At 36.8% G+C, this 16,851-nt stretch carries 15 protein-coding genes and 2 tRNA genes; all 17 read left to right on the top strand.

Annotated features, from left to right (window positions below):
- Positions 1-167 precede the first annotated feature (167 nt).
- The 17 genes from glmU (at position 168) to BK579_RS01440 (ending at position 16,728) form a co-directional block, all read left to right on the top strand.
- Positions 168-1,532: a bifunctional UDP-N-acetylglucosamine diphosphorylase/glucosamine-1-phosphate N-acetyltransferase GlmU gene (gene glmU, locus BK579_RS01520; protein ID WP_078543206.1), complete on the top strand. Its 1,365-nt coding sequence runs from the start codon at positions 168-170 to the stop codon at positions 1,530-1,532.
- 59 nt (positions 1,533-1,591) lie between these two features.
- Positions 1,592-2,545 (top strand): ribose-phosphate diphosphokinase, encoded by a 954-nt coding sequence (locus BK579_RS01515; RefSeq protein WP_078543205.1) that lies wholly within the window; start codon positions 1,592-1,594, stop codon positions 2,543-2,545.
- Between the two features lie 93 nt (positions 2,546-2,638).
- Complete coding sequence (locus BK579_RS01510; RefSeq protein ID WP_078543204.1) at positions 2,639-3,274, top strand: 50S ribosomal protein L25/general stress protein Ctc; 636 nt, start codon at positions 2,639-2,641, stop codon at positions 3,272-3,274.
- Between the two features lie 66 nt (positions 3,275-3,340).
- A complete protein-coding gene (pth, locus tag BK579_RS01505; RefSeq protein WP_078543203.1) occupies positions 3,341-3,901 on the top strand; it encodes an aminoacyl-tRNA hydrolase in 561 nt (186 codons plus the stop codon).
- Positions 3,902-4,054: 153 nt separating this feature from the next.
- Complete coding sequence (locus tag BK579_RS01500) at positions 4,055-4,285, top strand: anti-sigma-F factor Fin (RefSeq protein WP_078543202.1); 231 nt, start codon at positions 4,055-4,057, stop codon at positions 4,283-4,285.
- A 258-nt stretch (positions 4,286-4,543) separates the two neighbouring features.
- Complete coding sequence (gene mfd, locus BK579_RS01495; protein WP_078543201.1) at positions 4,544-8,080, top strand: transcription-repair coupling factor; 3,537 nt, start codon at positions 4,544-4,546, stop codon at positions 8,078-8,080.
- A gap of 1,253 nt (positions 8,081-9,333) precedes the next feature.
- Positions 9,334-9,870: a stage V sporulation protein T gene (spoVT, locus tag BK579_RS01490; protein ID WP_078543200.1), complete on the top strand. Its 537-nt coding sequence runs from the start codon at positions 9,334-9,336 to the stop codon at positions 9,868-9,870.
- Between the two features lie 243 nt (positions 9,871-10,113).
- On the top strand, positions 10,114-11,736 hold the full coding sequence (locus BK579_RS01485; RefSeq protein WP_078543199.1) for a putative polysaccharide biosynthesis protein: 1,623 nt from the start codon (positions 10,114-10,116) through the stop codon (positions 11,734-11,736).
- Positions 11,733-13,199, top strand: coding sequence for a bifunctional methyltransferase/pyrophosphohydrolase YabN (gene yabN / locus BK579_RS01480; RefSeq protein WP_078543198.1), 1,467 nt, complete (start codon positions 11,733-11,735; stop codon positions 13,197-13,199). The genes BK579_RS01485 and yabN overlap by 4 nt, the downstream gene beginning before the upstream one ends.
- 26 nt (positions 13,200-13,225) lie before the next feature.
- Positions 13,226-13,483 carry an RNA-binding S4 domain-containing protein gene (locus BK579_RS01475; RefSeq protein ID WP_078543197.1) on the top strand — a complete coding sequence of 86 codons (258 nt, stop codon included), beginning with the start codon at positions 13,226-13,228 and terminating at the stop codon, positions 13,481-13,483.
- A 130-nt stretch (positions 13,484-13,613) separates the two neighbouring features.
- Positions 13,614-13,919: a sporulation protein YabP gene (yabP, locus tag BK579_RS01470; protein WP_078543196.1), complete on the top strand. Its 306-nt coding sequence runs from the start codon at positions 13,614-13,616 to the stop codon at positions 13,917-13,919.
- Positions 13,916-14,551 (top strand): spore cortex biosynthesis protein YabQ, encoded by a 636-nt coding sequence (gene yabQ, locus BK579_RS01465; protein WP_078543195.1) that lies wholly within the window; start codon positions 13,916-13,918, stop codon positions 14,549-14,551. The genes yabP and yabQ overlap by 4 nt, the downstream gene beginning before the upstream one ends.
- Before the next feature lie 15 nt (positions 14,552-14,566).
- Positions 14,567-14,950 carry an FtsB family cell division protein gene (locus BK579_RS01460; RefSeq protein WP_078543194.1) on the top strand — a complete coding sequence of 128 codons (384 nt, stop codon included), beginning with the start codon at positions 14,567-14,569 and terminating at the stop codon, positions 14,948-14,950.
- 72 nt (positions 14,951-15,022) lie between these two features.
- A complete protein-coding gene (locus BK579_RS01455; protein WP_078543193.1) occupies positions 15,023-15,448 on the top strand; it encodes a S1 domain-containing RNA-binding protein in 426 nt (141 codons plus the stop codon).
- Positions 15,449-15,490: 42 nt separating this feature from the next.
- On the top strand, positions 15,491-15,838 hold the full coding sequence (locus tag BK579_RS25980) for a hypothetical protein (RefSeq protein ID WP_204524654.1): 348 nt from the start codon (positions 15,491-15,493) through the stop codon (positions 15,836-15,838).
- 728 nt (positions 15,839-16,566) lie between these two features.
- Positions 16,567-16,643, top strand: a tRNA-Met gene (locus BK579_RS01445).
- Between the two features lie 13 nt (positions 16,644-16,656).
- Positions 16,657-16,728 (top strand) — tRNA-Glu (locus tag BK579_RS01440).
- Positions 16,729-16,851 lie beyond the last annotated feature (123 nt).

Below are 16,851 nucleotides of genomic sequence, written 5' to 3'. Positions count from 1 at the left end.
ACCTCAGAAGTCTTAAAAAGTCTCCTATAATTTCCACTAAAAGTTAAATTTTTCTACAAAAGTTGATACATATTAATTTAAAATAGATAGTTTTCGTTGTTTCCTTGAAATAGATGGCTTTTTAAGATATATTCGTAATGGATAAAAAGGTTATTGGAGGCCAGCAAATGACAAAACGGTTTGCAGTGATATTAGCCGCAGGACAAGGAACAAGAATGAAGTCTAAATTATATAAAGTGTTACACCCAGTTTGTGGAAAGCCAATGGTACAACATGTTGTGGATCAAGTGTCAGCAGTGTCTGTAGAAAAGCTTGTGACAATTATCGGTCATGGCGCTGAAAAAGTAAAATCTCAACTTGGCAATGCAAGTGAGTATGCGCTTCAAGAAGAACAACTTGGTACCGCACACGCTGTTATTCAAGCTGCACCTATTCTAGAAGGAGAAGAAGGGGTAACTTTAGTTGTATGTGGTGATACACCTCTAATTACTACAGAAACTATGGAGCAATTACTGAAGCATCATGAAAATACTTCAGCGAAAGCTACAATTCTGACTGCTCGTGCAGAGGACCCAACAGGTTATGGAAGAGTTGTTAGAGGTTCGGAAGGTAATGTCGAAAAAATTGTCGAACATAAAGATGCTAACCAGAGTGAGCGTTTGATTCAGGAAATTAATACAGGTACATATTGTTTTGATAATCGTTTTTTATTTGATTCTTTAAAAAAGGTTTCTAATGATAATGTGCAAGGTGAATTTTATTTACCTGATGTAATCGAAATCTTAAAGAATCAGGGTGAAATCGTTACCGCATATCAAACAAGCAACTTTGAAGAAACACTTGGTGTAAATGATCGGTATGCGTTAAGTCAAGCGGAAAAAATCATGCAATTACGTATAAATAAAAAGCACATGCTGAATGGAGTAACAATTGTTGACTCAAACAACACGTATATTTCAACTGATGCTGTGATTGGTCAGGATACTGTAGTACTTCCCGGAACAGTAATCACAGGGAACACTGATATTGCAGCAAATTGCCAAATTGGGCCTCATACAGAAATTAATGATTGTAAGATTGGAGAAAGAACGATTATCCGTCAGTCAGTTGCGCATAATAGCAATATCGGAAATGATGTTAATATTGGACCATTTGCCCACATTCGTCCAGACTCTATGATTCATGATGAAGTGAAGATAGGAAATTTTGTTGAGATTAAAAAAGCTGTCTTTGGTCATGGAAGCAAGGCGTCCCATCTAAGTTATATCGGTGATGCTGAAGTCGGAGCTGACGTAAATATCGGTTGTGGAACAATAACTGTAAATTATGATGGAAAAAAGAAATATCTTACAAAAATTGAAGATGGAGCATTTATCGGCTGTAATTCAAATTTAATTGCACCTGTAACGGTTGGAAAAGGAGCCTATGTTGCTGCTGGATCAACAATTAATCAGGATGTTCCTGGAAATGCATTATCAATTGCCCGAGCTCGCCAAGTCAATAAAGAAGACTATGCTGATAAATTTAAATAAAGGCTAATAACGAAATAGCTCGAATAAAAGATTAATTCCTGATGGAGGCTTTGTTTAACATGTCGAAACAATATATAGATTCAAGTTTGAAGATTTTTTCGTTAAATTCTAATCGTAGCTTGGCTGAAGAAATTGCTAAAGAAGTGGGTATTAGCCTAGGAAAATGTTCTGTTGAGCGCTTTAGTGATGGTGAAATACAAATCAATATTGATGAAAGTATCCGTGGGTGTGATGTGTTTGTTATACAGTCAACTAGTGGTCCTGTTAATGAACATATTATGGAATTATTAATTATGATTGATGCATTAAAACGTGCTGCTGCAAAAACAATCACGATTGTAATGCCGTATTATGGATATGCTCGTCAAGATCGTAAAGCTCGTGCGAGAGAGCCGATTACTGCAAAGTTAATTGCAAACCTTTTAGAAACAGCTGGAGCAACTCGTGTTATTACACTAGATTTACACGCCCCACAGATCCAAGGATTTTTTGATATCCTTATTGATCATTTAATGGGTGTACCGATTTTGGCAGAGTACTTCAAAGCGAAAAACCTAGAGGATATCGTTATTGTATCTCCAGACCATGGTGGAGTAACTAGAACTCGTAAATTAGCTGATCGATTAAAAGCACCAATTGCAATTATTGATAAACGCCGTCCGCGTCCGAATGTTGCTGAAATCATGAATATTGTTGGACATATTGAAGGGAAAACAGCGATTCTTATTGATGATATCATTGATACAGCTGGAACAATCACACTTGCTGCTAATGCGTTAATAGAAAATGGTGCGAAGGAAGTATATGCATGTTGTACACATCCAGTATTATCTGGTCCTGCTATTGAACGTATTCAGAATTCAAAAATTAAAGAGCTTGTGATAACCAATACAATTGAGTTACCAGAAGAGAAGAAAATTGATAAAATTGTTGAGCTGTCTGTAGCAAAATTAATTAGTGAGGCAATTATTCGAGTGTATGAAGATAAATCTGTAAGTACACTTTTTGATTAAGATCCATCTTTAATATTGGATTTTGTGTTTAGACCATTCCTTTTTAGGGAAATTTATATAATAACGATAAATTAACCTAGGAAGGTGAAAAGAATGGTAGCAGTATTAGAAGCAAAAAGCAGAAGTAATGATAAACACTCTAAAATCCGTAAGATAAGAGAAGAGGGTAATATACCGTCTGTTTTAAATGGTGTTGAAAAAAGTGAGCCTATTTATGTGAATAGCATTGAGTTTTTAAAAACGATTCGTGAGACTGGTAGAAATGGGATCATTAATCTTTCGATTGATAATGAACAACATCCAGTCATGGTACATGAAATCCAAAAGGATCCTATAAAAAACGAAGTTGTTCATGCTGATTTTCAAATAGTAAACATGACTGAAAAGGTAAATGTTGAGGTGAATATCCACCTAGTTGGTGATGCACAAGGTGTGAAGGATGGAGGAGTGTTACAACAACCAATCCATCAGTTATCAGTAGAAGCATTACCATCAAACATTCCACAGGCGATTGAAATCGATATTTCAACTCTTGAGGTCAATCAAACCATCCTGGTATCTGATATCCGGAAATCAGGGAACTATGAAATTACCCAAGATGAAAATCAAGTGGTAGCTTCAATTCTTGCCCCTAGACAAGAAGAAGAAATCAGTACTGGTGAAGAACAAGAAGAAGGAATCCCTGAAAATGTTGAGGGTCGTGAAGAAAAAGCACCAGCAGGTGAATAAAAAAGAGGCTGACCTAAACGTGATGGTCAGCCTCTTTTATAGATAGTTGTAAAAGGGGAGACTGTGATGAAATTAATTGTTGGCCTTGGTAATCCAGGAAAGCAATATGAAGAAACAAGGCATAATGTTGGGTTTAAGGTGATCGATGAATTATCAGATCGACTGAATATCCCAATAGACCAGTCTAAACATAAAGGAATCTATGGTATTGGAACAATATCAGGTAGTAAGGTTCTACTTTTAAAGCCACTTACATATATGAATTTATCAGGGGAGTCTATTAGAGCTGTGATGGATTACTACGATATTCAGGTAGAAGATGTATTGGTCATTTATGATGAGCTTGATATTCCAACTGGTAAAATTCGTTTGCGACAAAAAGGAAGTGCTGGAGGCCATAATGGGATTAAGTCAACGATTGCCCATATAGGTACGCAAGAGTTTAAGCGAATTCGAATTGGAATTGATCGTCCTCAAAATGGGATGAGAGTACCAGACTATGTATTAGGAAGATTTTTTAAAGAAGAAAGTGAATTAATTAAAGAAGCAATCGATCGCTCAGCAAGCGCATGTGAAAAGTGGTTAGATACACCATTTTTACAAGTTATGAATGAATTTAATGCTTAACATTCAAGGTTAATTCTTGATTGTCACTATTTTACATAGAATCATTAGACGAAATAGATAAAAAGATGGTACCATGAATAAAGTGACACTTAACTGTTCATAATACTAAAAAAAGAGTATTTATTGTTATTGACAGTTAAGGAGGAAATGTTTATGGCACTCCATTATTTTTGCCGTCACTGCGGAGTAAAGGTCGGGAGTCTTGATCAAATGACACTATCAAGTGATCATTTAGGCTTTCAACAGTTAACAGATGATGAAAGACTCGACATGATTACATATGAATCTACAGGTGATATTCATGTGAAAACCATTTGTGAAGATTGTCAGGAAGCTTTAGAACGCAATCCTGATTTGCACCAATATGAAAGTTTTATTCAATAAGATTTTAGCTTTGGGTGAAAACCAAAGCATTTTTCTGTTTGGCGTTAGTATCATAAAAGGGCAGAATCGCAATATTCTAGGATAACTGGATTGGGACAATATGACTAATTAAGGTTTAGTCGGATAAGCGAGAGCCTCAGTTTTAAAAAAAGTACTAGTAAAGTGTGGAATTACCAATACGGAGGATTTCCATGACAGTATATAGAATCTATTATTTTTATCCCTATAGATAGTTAGTAGGGGGGAGGGGTCCTGAATTTGTTAGCAGGAATACAGCATTATTTTACAGATAATGATGAAATAAAATCCATTGTCAATGGTATTGATGGCGGACTTAAGGAACAACTAGTTGCAGGCTTATCTGGATCTGCAAGGACAGTGTTAATCGCTTCTTTATACAAAGAAACAAAAAGACCGTTGCTAGTTGTCACACATAATCTTTTTCAAGCCCAAAAGCTTTATGAGGACTTAACAACACTTGTTAGTGACGAAGAAGTGTTTCTTTATCCAGTAAATGAAGTAATTGGTTCTGAAATTGGAATAGCAAGCCCAGAGTTAAAGGGACAAAGAATGGAAGCGTTAAATTACTGGACTACCTCAGAACGAGGGATTGTAATTGCGCCAATTTCGGGTATGAAGAGATACTTACCATCAAAAAAGCAATGGCTTCAAAGTCAGCTTGAATTAAAGGTTGGAGCTGATATTGAGTTAGATGAATTTATAGAAAAGCTTATAAGTATGGGATATGAAAGATCATCAATGGTAGCAACTCCGGGTGAATTCAGTATTCGTGGAGGCATTATTGATATCTATCCTTTAACTGAGGAGAACCCGTTACGTATTGAACTATTTGATACAGAAATTGATTCAATCCGTACATTCTCTTTAGAGGACCAACGATCTCAAGGGAAAATTAGCTCAATATTAATTGGACCAGCAACTGAAATATTACTAGATCAGTCTCAAATTCAGAATGGGATTGAATTATTAGAAGCGGGATTATCAAAAAGTTTAAAGAAGATAAAAAATGAGAGTAGTAAGGAGTTATTAGTAGAAAATATCTCACATGAGTTAGAGCTGCTTAATAATGGCCAACAATTTCAGCAAATGTTTAAATATGTATCTCTCTTCTATAAACAACCTGCTAGTCTATTAGACTATCTTCCAGTTAATGGTGCAATTATTCTTGATGAGATCAGTAGGGTCTTTGAAACATCTGATACGTTAGAGAAAGAAGAAGCAGAATGGTATACAAACCTTCTTGAGGAAGGTGAAGTGATACAGGGTCTAACATTTAGCCATGATTTATCTAATTTAATTCAAAAATCAAAGAGGCCTTTTGTCTATTTTTCTCTATTTTTACGACATGTACCACATACCAATCCACAAAATATCCTAAATTTATCATGTAAACAAATGCAGAATTTCCATGGTCAAATGAATGTACTCAGTACTGAAATAGACCGTTGGAAGAAAGGTAACCATGCCATTGTATTGTTAGGTTCAAATGAGGAACGCGTTAAAAAAATAGAAGCTGTACTAGAAGACTATGAAATTAACGCTGTCACTGTAGGACCTGACACTCAGCTAACTCATGGTAAGGTTCATGTGATGTTAGGCGATTTAAATGATGGCTTTGAGTTACCGTTGCAAAAACTAGCGGTCATTACCGAAGAAGAGTTGTTTAAAAAACGTTTAAAAAAGAGTAAGAGAAAACAAAAGTTATCCAATGCAGAAAGAATAAAAAGTTATTCAGAGCTTTCTGTTGGTGATTATGTAGTTCATGTTAACCATGGAATTGGTAAGTACTTAGGAATTGAAACCTTAGAAATAAATGGGGTTCACAAAGATTACCTAAATATACGTTATCAAGGGTCAGATCAGCTATATGTACCAGTTGAACAAATTGATCAAGTACAAAAATATGTAGGTTCAGAAGGAAAAGAGCCAAAAATCTATAAACTGGGTGGAAGTGACTGGAAGCGAGTAAAGAGAAAGGTTGAATCCTCTGTCAAAGATATAGCAGATGATTTAATTAAACTCTATGCGGAAAGAGAAGCTAGTCGAGGGTATGCCTTCTCTCCAGATGGAGATATGCAAAGAGAATTTGAGTCAGCCTTTGCATACCAGGAAACTGACGACCAAATTCGCTCCATCCATGAAATTAAACAGGATATGGAAAACGAACGTCCGATGGACCGACTATTATGTGGAGATGTTGGATATGGAAAAACAGAAGTAGCTATCAGAGCAGCATTTAAAGCTATCATGGATGGAAAACAAGTTGCCTTTTTAGTACCGACTACCATTCTAGCTCAACAGCATTATGAAACGATTCGTGAACGTTTCCAAGACTTCCCGATATCGATTGGCTTATTGAGTCGTTTTAGATCAAGAAAGCAACAGAATGAGGTGATCAAAGGACTTGCTACCTCAACTGTCGATATTGTGGTAGGTACTCATCGTCTTTTATCAAAAGATATTACTTACCGTGATTTAGGTTTATTAATTATTGATGAAGAACAACGATTTGGTGTTACCCATAAAGAAAAAATAAAACAGTTAAAGGCAAATATTGATGTGTTAACTTTAACGGCTACACCAATTCCAAGAACACTTCATATGTCGATGCTTGGGGTTCGTGATTTATCTGTTATCGAAACACCACCAGAGAATCGTTTCCCTGTACAAACCTATGTGGTTGAATATAATGGAGCGCTTGTACGTGAAGCGATAGAACGAGAACTGGCTCGTGATGGGCAAGTGTATTTTCTATATAATCGAGTCGAAGATATAGAAAGAAAAGCGGAAGAAATCTCAATGCTTGTTCCAGATGCTAGAGTGGCATATGCTCATGGTAAAATGACGGAGAATGAACTTGAATCGGTTATTCTAAATTTCCTAGATGGTCAATATGATGTGTTGGTAACAACGACAATTATTGAGACAGGTGTTGATATTCCTAACGTTAATACATTAATTGTTCATGATGCCGATCGAATGGGATTGTCTCAGCTTTATCAATTAAGAGGAAGAGTTGGCCGATCAAATCGAATTGCGTATGCTTATTTCACTCACCGGAAAGATAAGGTACTTACAGAGGTTGCCGAAAAGAGACTTCAGGCGATTAAGGAATTTACAGAGCTTGGATCTGGATTTAAAATTGCGATGCGAGACTTATCAATAAGAGGTGCTGGTAATATTTTAGGTGCTCAACAGCACGGATTTATTGACTCAGTAGGCTTTGATCTTTATTCTCAAATGTTAAAAGAAGCCATTGAGGAAAAAAGAGGCGATGGCAATGCAGAAAAGAAAAGGAATGTGGAAATCGATTTAGAGCTTGATGCTTATATTCCAGATTCTTATTTATCTGACGGACATCAAAAGATCGAGATGTATAAGCGTTTTAGAACAATTGGTTCTTTAGATGATATTGATGAACTAAAAGAAGAAATGACCGATCGCTTTGGTGATTATCCAATTCAAGTTGATTTATTATTTAGAATCTCAGAAATTAAAGTGTATGCAATCAAAGAGCAGGTGGATTCGATTAAACAAAATAAGCAAGAAGTGACGATCTTAATCTCTGAACAAGGCAGCCAAAAACTTGATGGTCAGAAGCTGTTTCAGTTAAGTAATCAATTTGGCAGAATGATTAGTTTAGGGATGGAAGGCAGTCAGCTGAAGATCGTTCTTACTACTAAAAATGTTGATACGGAAACATGGCTGAATGCTGTATTAGGGATGATTCAAGGTCTTGCTCAGGTTAAGAAAGAGAATGTGAGAGCTTTATAATTAATGGCTCTTTTCTGAAAGATTGTTGCTAATTGACCTGTTATAGAGTATGTAACACTAATTTTTTAGAATTTTGGTTTAACGCTTAAGAAGAAAAGATGCCACTCTACTTAGTTCATAGTGAATACAATAGACCTTTCAAAAGCAACAAATTATACGAAAACAGCCTAATTAATAAGAGTAAGGAAGGTCATGAGCGTAGTTTGGGCTCATGACCCTTTTTTATGTTTTGGTGGTCGTTGTGTGGGAATCCAGGAGACAAAAATTATCCGAACCTAGCGAAGTTCAGACCGGTTGAGGAGTCCAGCGGTTAAAGCTGTCCGAAGTCAGAGTAAGTTCAGACCGGTTGAGGAGTCCAGCGGTTAAGGCTGTCCGAAGTCAGAGTAAGTACAGACAGGTTGAGGAGCCACACGGGAAAAGCTGTCCGAAGATAGAGTAAGTTCAGACCGGTTGAGGAGTCCAGCGGTTAAGGCTGTCCGAAGTCAGAGTAAGTTCAGACAGGTTGAGGAGCCACACGGGAAAAGCTGTCCGAAGATAGAGTAAGTTCAGACCGGTTGAGGAGTCCAGCGGTTAAGGCTGTCCGAAGTCAGAGTAAGTTCAGACAGGTTGAGGAGCCAAGCGGTTAAAGCTGTCCGAAGTCAGAGTAAGTTCAGACAGGTTGAGGAGTCCAGCGGTTAAAGCTGTCCGAAGTCAGAGTAAGTACAGACAGGTTGAGGAGCCAAACGGGAAAAGCTGTCCGAAGATAGAGTAAGTTCAGACAGGTTGAGGAGCCACACGGGAAAAGCTGTCCGAAGATAGAGTAAGTTCAGACAGGTTGAGGAGTCCAGCGGTTAAAGCTGTCCGAAGTCAGAGTAAGTTCAGACAGGTTGAGGAGCCACACGGGAAAAGCTGTCCGAAGATAGAGTAAGTTCAGACCGGTTGAGGAGTCCAGCGGTTAAGGCTGTCCGAAGTCAGAGTAAGTTCAGACAGGTTGAGGAGCCAAGCCTTTAAAGCTGTCCGAAGATAGAACTTAAGATGTTTTTATCATAGCCAAAAATAAAAAAGTTTTTAAGGTATGTTTAAAACATAATATGGCTATTCTTAAATTGGGGTTTTTTCACTTTATTTTGAAAAAATGGCTTTCTATATGAATAGAACTTAACTTGTGTAGGATACTAAGTTCATCACAGCAAATGGTGATTTCTTCAAAGGTAGGACAAATATCCAATCACCGTTAAATTTTAATCATCAGATGAAAGTGAGGCAACTTAAGAATGAAAGCAACTGGAATTGTTCGTCGAATTGATGATTTAGGTCGAGTCGTCATCCCAAAAGAGATCCGTAGAACATTACGTATTAGAGAAGGAGATCCGCTCGAAATATTTGTCGATAGGGATGGTGAAGTGATTCTAAAGAAATACTCACCTATTAGCGAATTAAGTGACTTTGCCAAAGAGTATGCCGAAGCATTATATGATAGCCTGGGTCAACCTGTTTTAATATGTGATAGAGATACTTTTATTGCTGTAGCTGGAGGATCTAAGAAAGAGTACTTAAGTAAGAGTGTTAGTGAAATCATTGAAAAAACGATGGAAGAAAGAAGTTCGATGTTGGAAACTAGTGAAAAACAGGTAGCTATTGTAGATGGCGTAGAAGAAACTATTTCTTCATATACAATTGGACCGATTGTTGCTAACGGAGATCCTATTGGTGCTGTTGTTATTTTATCAAAAGAAAAAACTCTTGGAGAAGTTGAGCAAAAAGCAGTTGAAACTGCTGCTGGATTTTTAGCACGTCAAATGGAACAATAATATGCAGAGATAAAAAGGTAGCGAGGAGCTACCTTTTTTGTTGTTTTTTATAAACCAGCCTAACTTCGAGGATTTTTCCCATTCAGAAGGAAGCAGCATACAAGTCTAGGTTTGGGGCGGAGAATAAATGGCTTCCGCTTTTCTGAAATAATTCTAAAATTTCACAAAAGTCACAGGCGATATTAAGTTCTGATAATCGATTATGATATAATACTTGGGATATCAGTCATAAAGGAGATTTACATGGACGTAACATCCAAGGCGAAAATAAGAACTAACCTATGGGAAGGGGCTTTCATTCTAACCATAGCGGGACTTATTGTGAAAGTATTAAGCGCATTTTATCGTATCCCATATCAAAATATCGCTGGTGATATTGGGTTCTACATATATCAGCAAATTTATCCATTGTACGGAATTGCACTTGTTTTATCTACTTTTGGATTTCCAGTAGTTATTTCTAAAATCATTGCAGATCGTGATGATCAGAATGACAGCGATGGAATTCGAAAAATTATTGTTATTTCATTTTGTGTGCTGTTTATCCTGGGATTTAGTGGATTTTTATCTTTGTATCTTGGAGCACAGTACATTTCTAGGGTGATGGGAGACCCTGAACTTGAAATATTAATAAAGGTTGTTTCTTTTTCATTTTTATTACTACCAGGAATTTCAGTATTGCGTGGCTTTTTTCAAGGTAAAAAAACGATGACTCCTACTGCTATTTCTCAAGTAACAGAGCAGCTTATTCGGGTAATAACAATCCTTACATTTTCTTATTTATTATTAAGTGGGGGATACGGAGAATATATTGCGGGAGCGGGAGCAATTTTCGGTTCAGTAACTGGTGGTTTTGCAGCAATATTTATATTGATTTACTTTTTTCTATCAGTAAAAAACAAGCGGGAAAGTGTTCAACCGAAAACAAAGATTACTTCTGGTATGATAGTGAAACAATTATTAGGGCAGGGGTTTATCATTTGTATTAGTGGATTAATTCTTATTTTAGTCCAGCTTATCGACTCCTTCACGTTGTATTCATTGTTATTAGACAGTGGGTTAGAAGTGAATGCTGCTAAAGCAATGAAGGGAGTCTATGACCGTGGACAGCCTTTAATACAATTAGGAACGATTGTAGCTACCTCTTTTTCACTGACTCTTGTTCCTTTGATTTCTAGTGCGAAGAAAAGGAAAGATGAAATGTTCATTCATAAAAATGCGAATTTTTCCTTACGCGTTAGTCTTGTAGTTGGGTTAGGAGCATCAATTGGATTAGCAAGCATCATTGAACCAACAAACATTATGTTATTTCAGGATAACAACGGATCTAGTGTCTTACTGTTATTATCTTTCTCAATTCTTTTTACATCGATTATTCTTACTATTGTTCCTATATTGCAAGGGATAGGCAGACCTGGGATATCTGCTGTGATTGTTATAGGGGGTTTAGGGTTAAAATGGTGGTTAAATACATTATTTATTCCTGAATTTCAATCAATGGGGGCAGCATGGGCAACTTTAATTACATTTTTTGTGATTGCACTATTTCATGTGATTGCCCTTCGAAGATCAATCGGCGGAGCAATTTTATCCTTTTTATTAATTGTTAAGATGTTATCTGCGGCAGCAATAATGGCTTTATTTATCAAAGGTTATTATAGCTTAATATCATTTATTTTTTCTGATTTTGTTGAACATAGATGGTTCGCAGTGTTTAGCTCATTATCTGGGGTGTTAATCGGTGGAACTGTTTATCTTATTTTTATTTTAAAAACGAGTATCTTTACTGATGAGGAATTGTCATATATCCCGATGGGAGATAAGTTAAGTTCATTAAGAGCGATCAGAGCTAGGAGGAGTTTATGAAACATACCATAACGATTCTCGGATTAGGTGCAGGGGATCTAAATCAATTACCATTAGGGGTCTATAAAAAACTGCTCAATGCAGAATTTTTATTTTTACGAACAAAAGAGCACCCGGTTGTCCAGGAGTTAGAATTGGAAGGCCTTACCTATCAGTCCTATGATTATATTTATGAGGAAAATGATGAATTTAAAGATGTGTATGAACAAATTGTAGCAAGCCTAGTGCAGGAGGCGCAGAATAAAGATATTACCTACGCTGTACCAGGACATCCATTAGTAGCCGAAAAAACGGTTCAGCTTTTACTAGAAAAGAGAAAACAACAGTTAATTAATGTTCAGGTAGAAGGTGGACAGAGCTTTCTCGACCCGTTATTTGCTTCTTTGGGGATTGATCCGGTTGAGGGCTTTCAGTTTTTGGATGGACTTGCGTTTGAAGAAGATGAGTTACAGCTAACACAACATATTATCATCTCTCAGGTTTATGACAACATGGTTGCTTCTCATGTGAAATTAACCTTAATGGAGCAGTTACCCGATGATTATCCAGTCTATATTGTTACAGCAGCTGGGAGTCAAAGTGAAGTGATTCAAGAAGTATCTTTATATGAATTAGATCGCAATGTTAAACTCAGCAATCTGACTAGTATTTATATACCACCAGTCAAAGATGATGCCCTTCTTGCCCATGATTTCAGAGTGTTTAAGAAAATTATTGCAACATTAAGGGGGCCAGGTGGTTGTCCTTGGGATCAAAAACAGACACATCAATCTTTAAAAAAATATCTTCTAGAGGAAGCATATGAATTATTAGAAGCAATTGATAATGAAGATGATTTACATTTGACAGAAGAACTCGGTGATGTACTATTACAGGTTGTTTTACATGCTCAGATTGGTGAGGATGAAGGATTCTTTTCAATGAAGGATGTGATTAAAGGAGTTACTGACAAAATGATTCGAAGACATCCTCATGTTTTTGGAGATGTAAACGCAGAATCTGCTGAGGAAGTTGTAAGTAACTGGGAAGTAATTAAAAAGAATGAAAAAGGGAATGAAGAAGTTCACTCGATTCTTGATGGCATTCCGAAGAGTCTTCCAGGTATGATGAAGGCATACAAGCTTCAACATATCGCGAGTAAGGTTGGCTTTGATTGGAAAGAAGTAGAGCCAATGTGGGAAAAAGTCAATGAAGAAATTCAGGAATTCCAAGAAGCTGTTCATAAATCGGGGAATGAAAGAGAAGTGATCTCGGAATTTGGTGATTTACTTTTTGCTTTGGTAAATGTTGCTCGTTTTTATAAAATTGACCCTGAAGAAGCTATTTCAATGACAAATAGCAAATTTTATCAGAGATTTTCATTTATTGAGCAAGAAGTAAAAGCAGCTGGTAAGATAATGGAGGAACTGTCGTTGGTTGAACTTGATACAATTTGGGAAAAAGCTAAGAGAAGTGGACTATAAATTTTTAAATTAAAGGGTGAGGAAAGATGAGACTAGATAAATTTTTAAAGGTATCTCGATTAATTAAACGAAGAACCTTAGCAAAAGAAGTAGCTGATCAAGGGAGAATTTCGATTAATGGAATGGTTGCTAAAGCTAGTTCGACAGTTAAGGTGGGGGATGAGCTTTCGATTCGTTTTGGTCAAAAGGTCGTTGTAGCTAAAATTAATGATTTAAAGGATTCAACAAAGAAGGAAGATGCAGCAGAAATGTTTACAATCATGAAAGAAGAAAAAGTTGATTGATAAAGGCTTGTTCTAAAAAAACATCGTTGCTCATAGACATATACTAAAATGAGTGAAGGGTAAGTTTATAGAAAGGAAGACTTCTATAAGCACCCCTTTCAACTCAGATAAAGATATGTGGGGGATGAAAATGAGCCAGTACTATGAAGTAGGTACTTCTAACAAAAGTCCTGTACAAGATCATGATGTAATCATGAGAGGTAGACGATTATTAGATATCACTGGGGTAAAACAGGTTGAGAGTTTTGATAATGAAGAATTTTTGCTTGAAACTGTTATGGGGTTTTTAGCAATTCGTGGTCAAAATCTTCAGATGAAAAACCTAGATGTAGAAAAAGGCATTGTCTCGATCAAAGGCAAGGTGTTTGATATCACCTACTTAGATGATCAGCAAGCGGAGAAAGCTAAAGGATTCTTTAGCAAGTTATTTAAATGAGTTTAACGACTCAGTTTTACACAATGATGGCAATGGTGGGGATGGGCAGTTGGTTAGGTGCTGCACTGGACACGTATGGTCGCTTTTTAAAGCGACCAAAGCGTGCACACTGGGTTGTGTTTTTGAACGATGTGTTTTTTTGGGTAGTACAAGGCCTCATTATTTTTTACACATTATTGCTAGTAAATGAAGGTGAGCTAAGGTTTTATGTATTTATTGCCATATTATGTGGATATGCTGCATACCAGAGCATGCTCAAAAACTGGTACCTTCGAGTATTAGAGAAGCTTATAGATTTCGCTGTTTCAACCTTTAAGTTCTTAGCAAAAACAATTCGACTTCTCATAATAAGGCCAATTCAAACATTATTTCAAACGATCATTGTATTAATTTTAGGATTATTAAATTTCCTTTGGACTCTTACGAAATTTTTATTCAAAATGATTATGTGGGTCTTGAAGATCATATTCCTCCCAATAAAGTGGACTGGTTTATTACTATGGAAGCTTATTCCAAAGCCGATTAAACAAGTCATTGAAAAATATTCGTTCAGTTTTGCAGGACTTTTCAAAAAGATGGAGAATATGAAACATAGCCTTAATAAATTTTGGAAAAAAATAAAAAAATCGTAAGGAGGCATAAGGTCGATGAGTGCATCACCAAAACAAACTCTTGCACAATTACAATCTCAATATATCAATGCACACCAAAAACAGGAAGAAGCCATTTCGAGAAAACGGCGGGGTTTATTTCGACGCCTCATCGCGTTTACTGTCCTTGGATTATGTATTTCATATATTTTTATCTCGACTCTTGTATCTCAATCTGCAACAATTAATGAGAATGTGAATACAAAAGCTGAGCTTGAACAAAAAATAGCTAATCTTCAGGAAGAGCAGGTTATCCTTGAAGAAGAGATCGTTAAATTAAACGATAATGAGTACATTGCAAAAATTGCCAGAAGAGATTATTTCCTTTCTGAAGAAGGAGAAATCATCTTTAAGTTTACAGATGAATCTTCGTCTTATTGACACTAGTTTTTACAATTTTGTATAATGTAACTAAAGTGATTTTTTTATAATTTAAGGAGGAGCATTTTTTTTATGTCAATTGAAGTAGGCAGCAAGTTGCAGGGTAAGGTAACAGGGATTACTAATTTCGGAGCGTTTGTGGAGTTACCAGAAGGTTCAACAGGTCTTGTTCACATTAGTGAGGTTGCAGACAATTATGTAAAAGATATCAATGAACACTTAAAAGTTGGCGACCAAGTTGAAGTGAAAGTCATTAATGTTGAAAAAGATGGTAAGATTGGTTTATCTATTAAAAAAGCAAAAGAACAGCCACCACAACAACAACGCCCACCAAGAAACAATAGCCCGAGAAACAACAATAATCGAAATATGGCACAACCAAAGGAAAACTTTGAACAAAAAATGAATCGTTTCTTAAAAGATAGTGAAGAACGTTTAACTTCTCTTAAGCGTCATACCGAATCAAAAAGAGGTGGCCGAGGAGCGAGAAGAGGTTAATTTGCTGCTACTACTACGTTAATATATATTTCAGCACCCTTTATGGGTGCTTTTTATTTTGTTTTTGGACCTGATGCTAAAAAAGCACGGATTGTTAGCTTAATGTGGATCAAGTGGAGGACTCCTGATTCCTCCCTAATAAATTGTGATGTGAAGAACCGTTTGATTATAGGTTCGGGTACTCCCATGATTCAAGCACTGGTCGGATTTTGTTCGACTATCGCCGTATTCAGGGTCAGACGCGCCGTATTTACGATGAATCCCGCCAATTATGAGTTAATTATGAGTTCGGGTATTCCGACGATTCAAGCACTGGCCGTATTTTTTTCAATTACCGCCTTATTTTGGGTCAGAGGCGCCGTATTTTCGATGAAACCCGCCGTATTATAGGTTCGGTTACTCCGACGATTCAAGCACTGGCCGTATTTTTTTCAATTACCGCCGTATTATGTGTCAGACTCGCCGTATTTTTGATCAAACCCGCCGTATTATAGGTTCGGTTACTCCCATGATTCAAGCACTGGCCGTATTTTTTTCAATTACCGCCGTATTTTGGGTCAGAGGCGCCGTATTTTCGATGAAACCCGCCGTATTATGAGTTCGGTTACTCCCATGATTCAAGCACTGGCCGTATTTTTTTCAATTACCGCCGTATTTTGGGTCAGAGGCGCCGTATTTAAGATGAAACCCGCCGTATTATGCGCTCGGTTACTCCGATGATGATTCAAGCACTGGCCGTATTTTTTTCAACTATCGCCGTATTTTGTGTCAGAGGCGCCGTATTTTCGATGAACCCCGCCGTATTATGAGTTCGGGTACTCCGATGATTCAGACACTGCTCATATTTTTTTCACCTCCATTCCCAAGGATTTTCAACTTGTTCAATTTATGTGGATACCTTGTTCCGATCCTGACTTTCTGTGGAGAAGAGTGGATGAGCAATCGACTCAAAATACAATTGTTCTTATGATAGTCTGAAGGTTATTATCAAGCTCTTCAAAAAAATAACTCGCGTATAAAAAATTAACAATTCTGTTTTTATAATATTATATTGACGAAATCTTCGTCAGATTGTATGATAGTTTTTGTGATTCGACAAACTTTGTTAATTACATTATGGCGGTGTAGCTCAGCTGGCTAGAGCGTACGGTTCATACCCGTGAGGTCGTGGGTTCGACTCCCTCCGCCGCTACCATAAAAATTTTAAAGGCCCGTTGGTCAAGCGGTTAAGACACCGCCCTTTCACGGCGGTAACACGGGTTCGAATCCCGTACGGGTCATCATAGAAAAAAATCCTAGTGTGTAATATACTCACTAGGATTTTTTTCTGTTTCTAAAACAATCTGACTTTTAGTTAGTCATCGAATCAAAAAGTACCTTTTAAAGTATGACAGAAACCTTAC

Origin of the sequence: Litchfieldia alkalitelluris (assembly GCF_002019645.1) — a bacterium.
GTDB lineage: Bacteria > Bacillota > Bacilli > Bacillales > Bacillaceae_L > Litchfieldia > Litchfieldia alkalitelluris.
The sequence above is the reverse complement of the archived record's forward strand: the minus strand, read 5'-3'. Positions and strand labels throughout refer to the sequence as shown.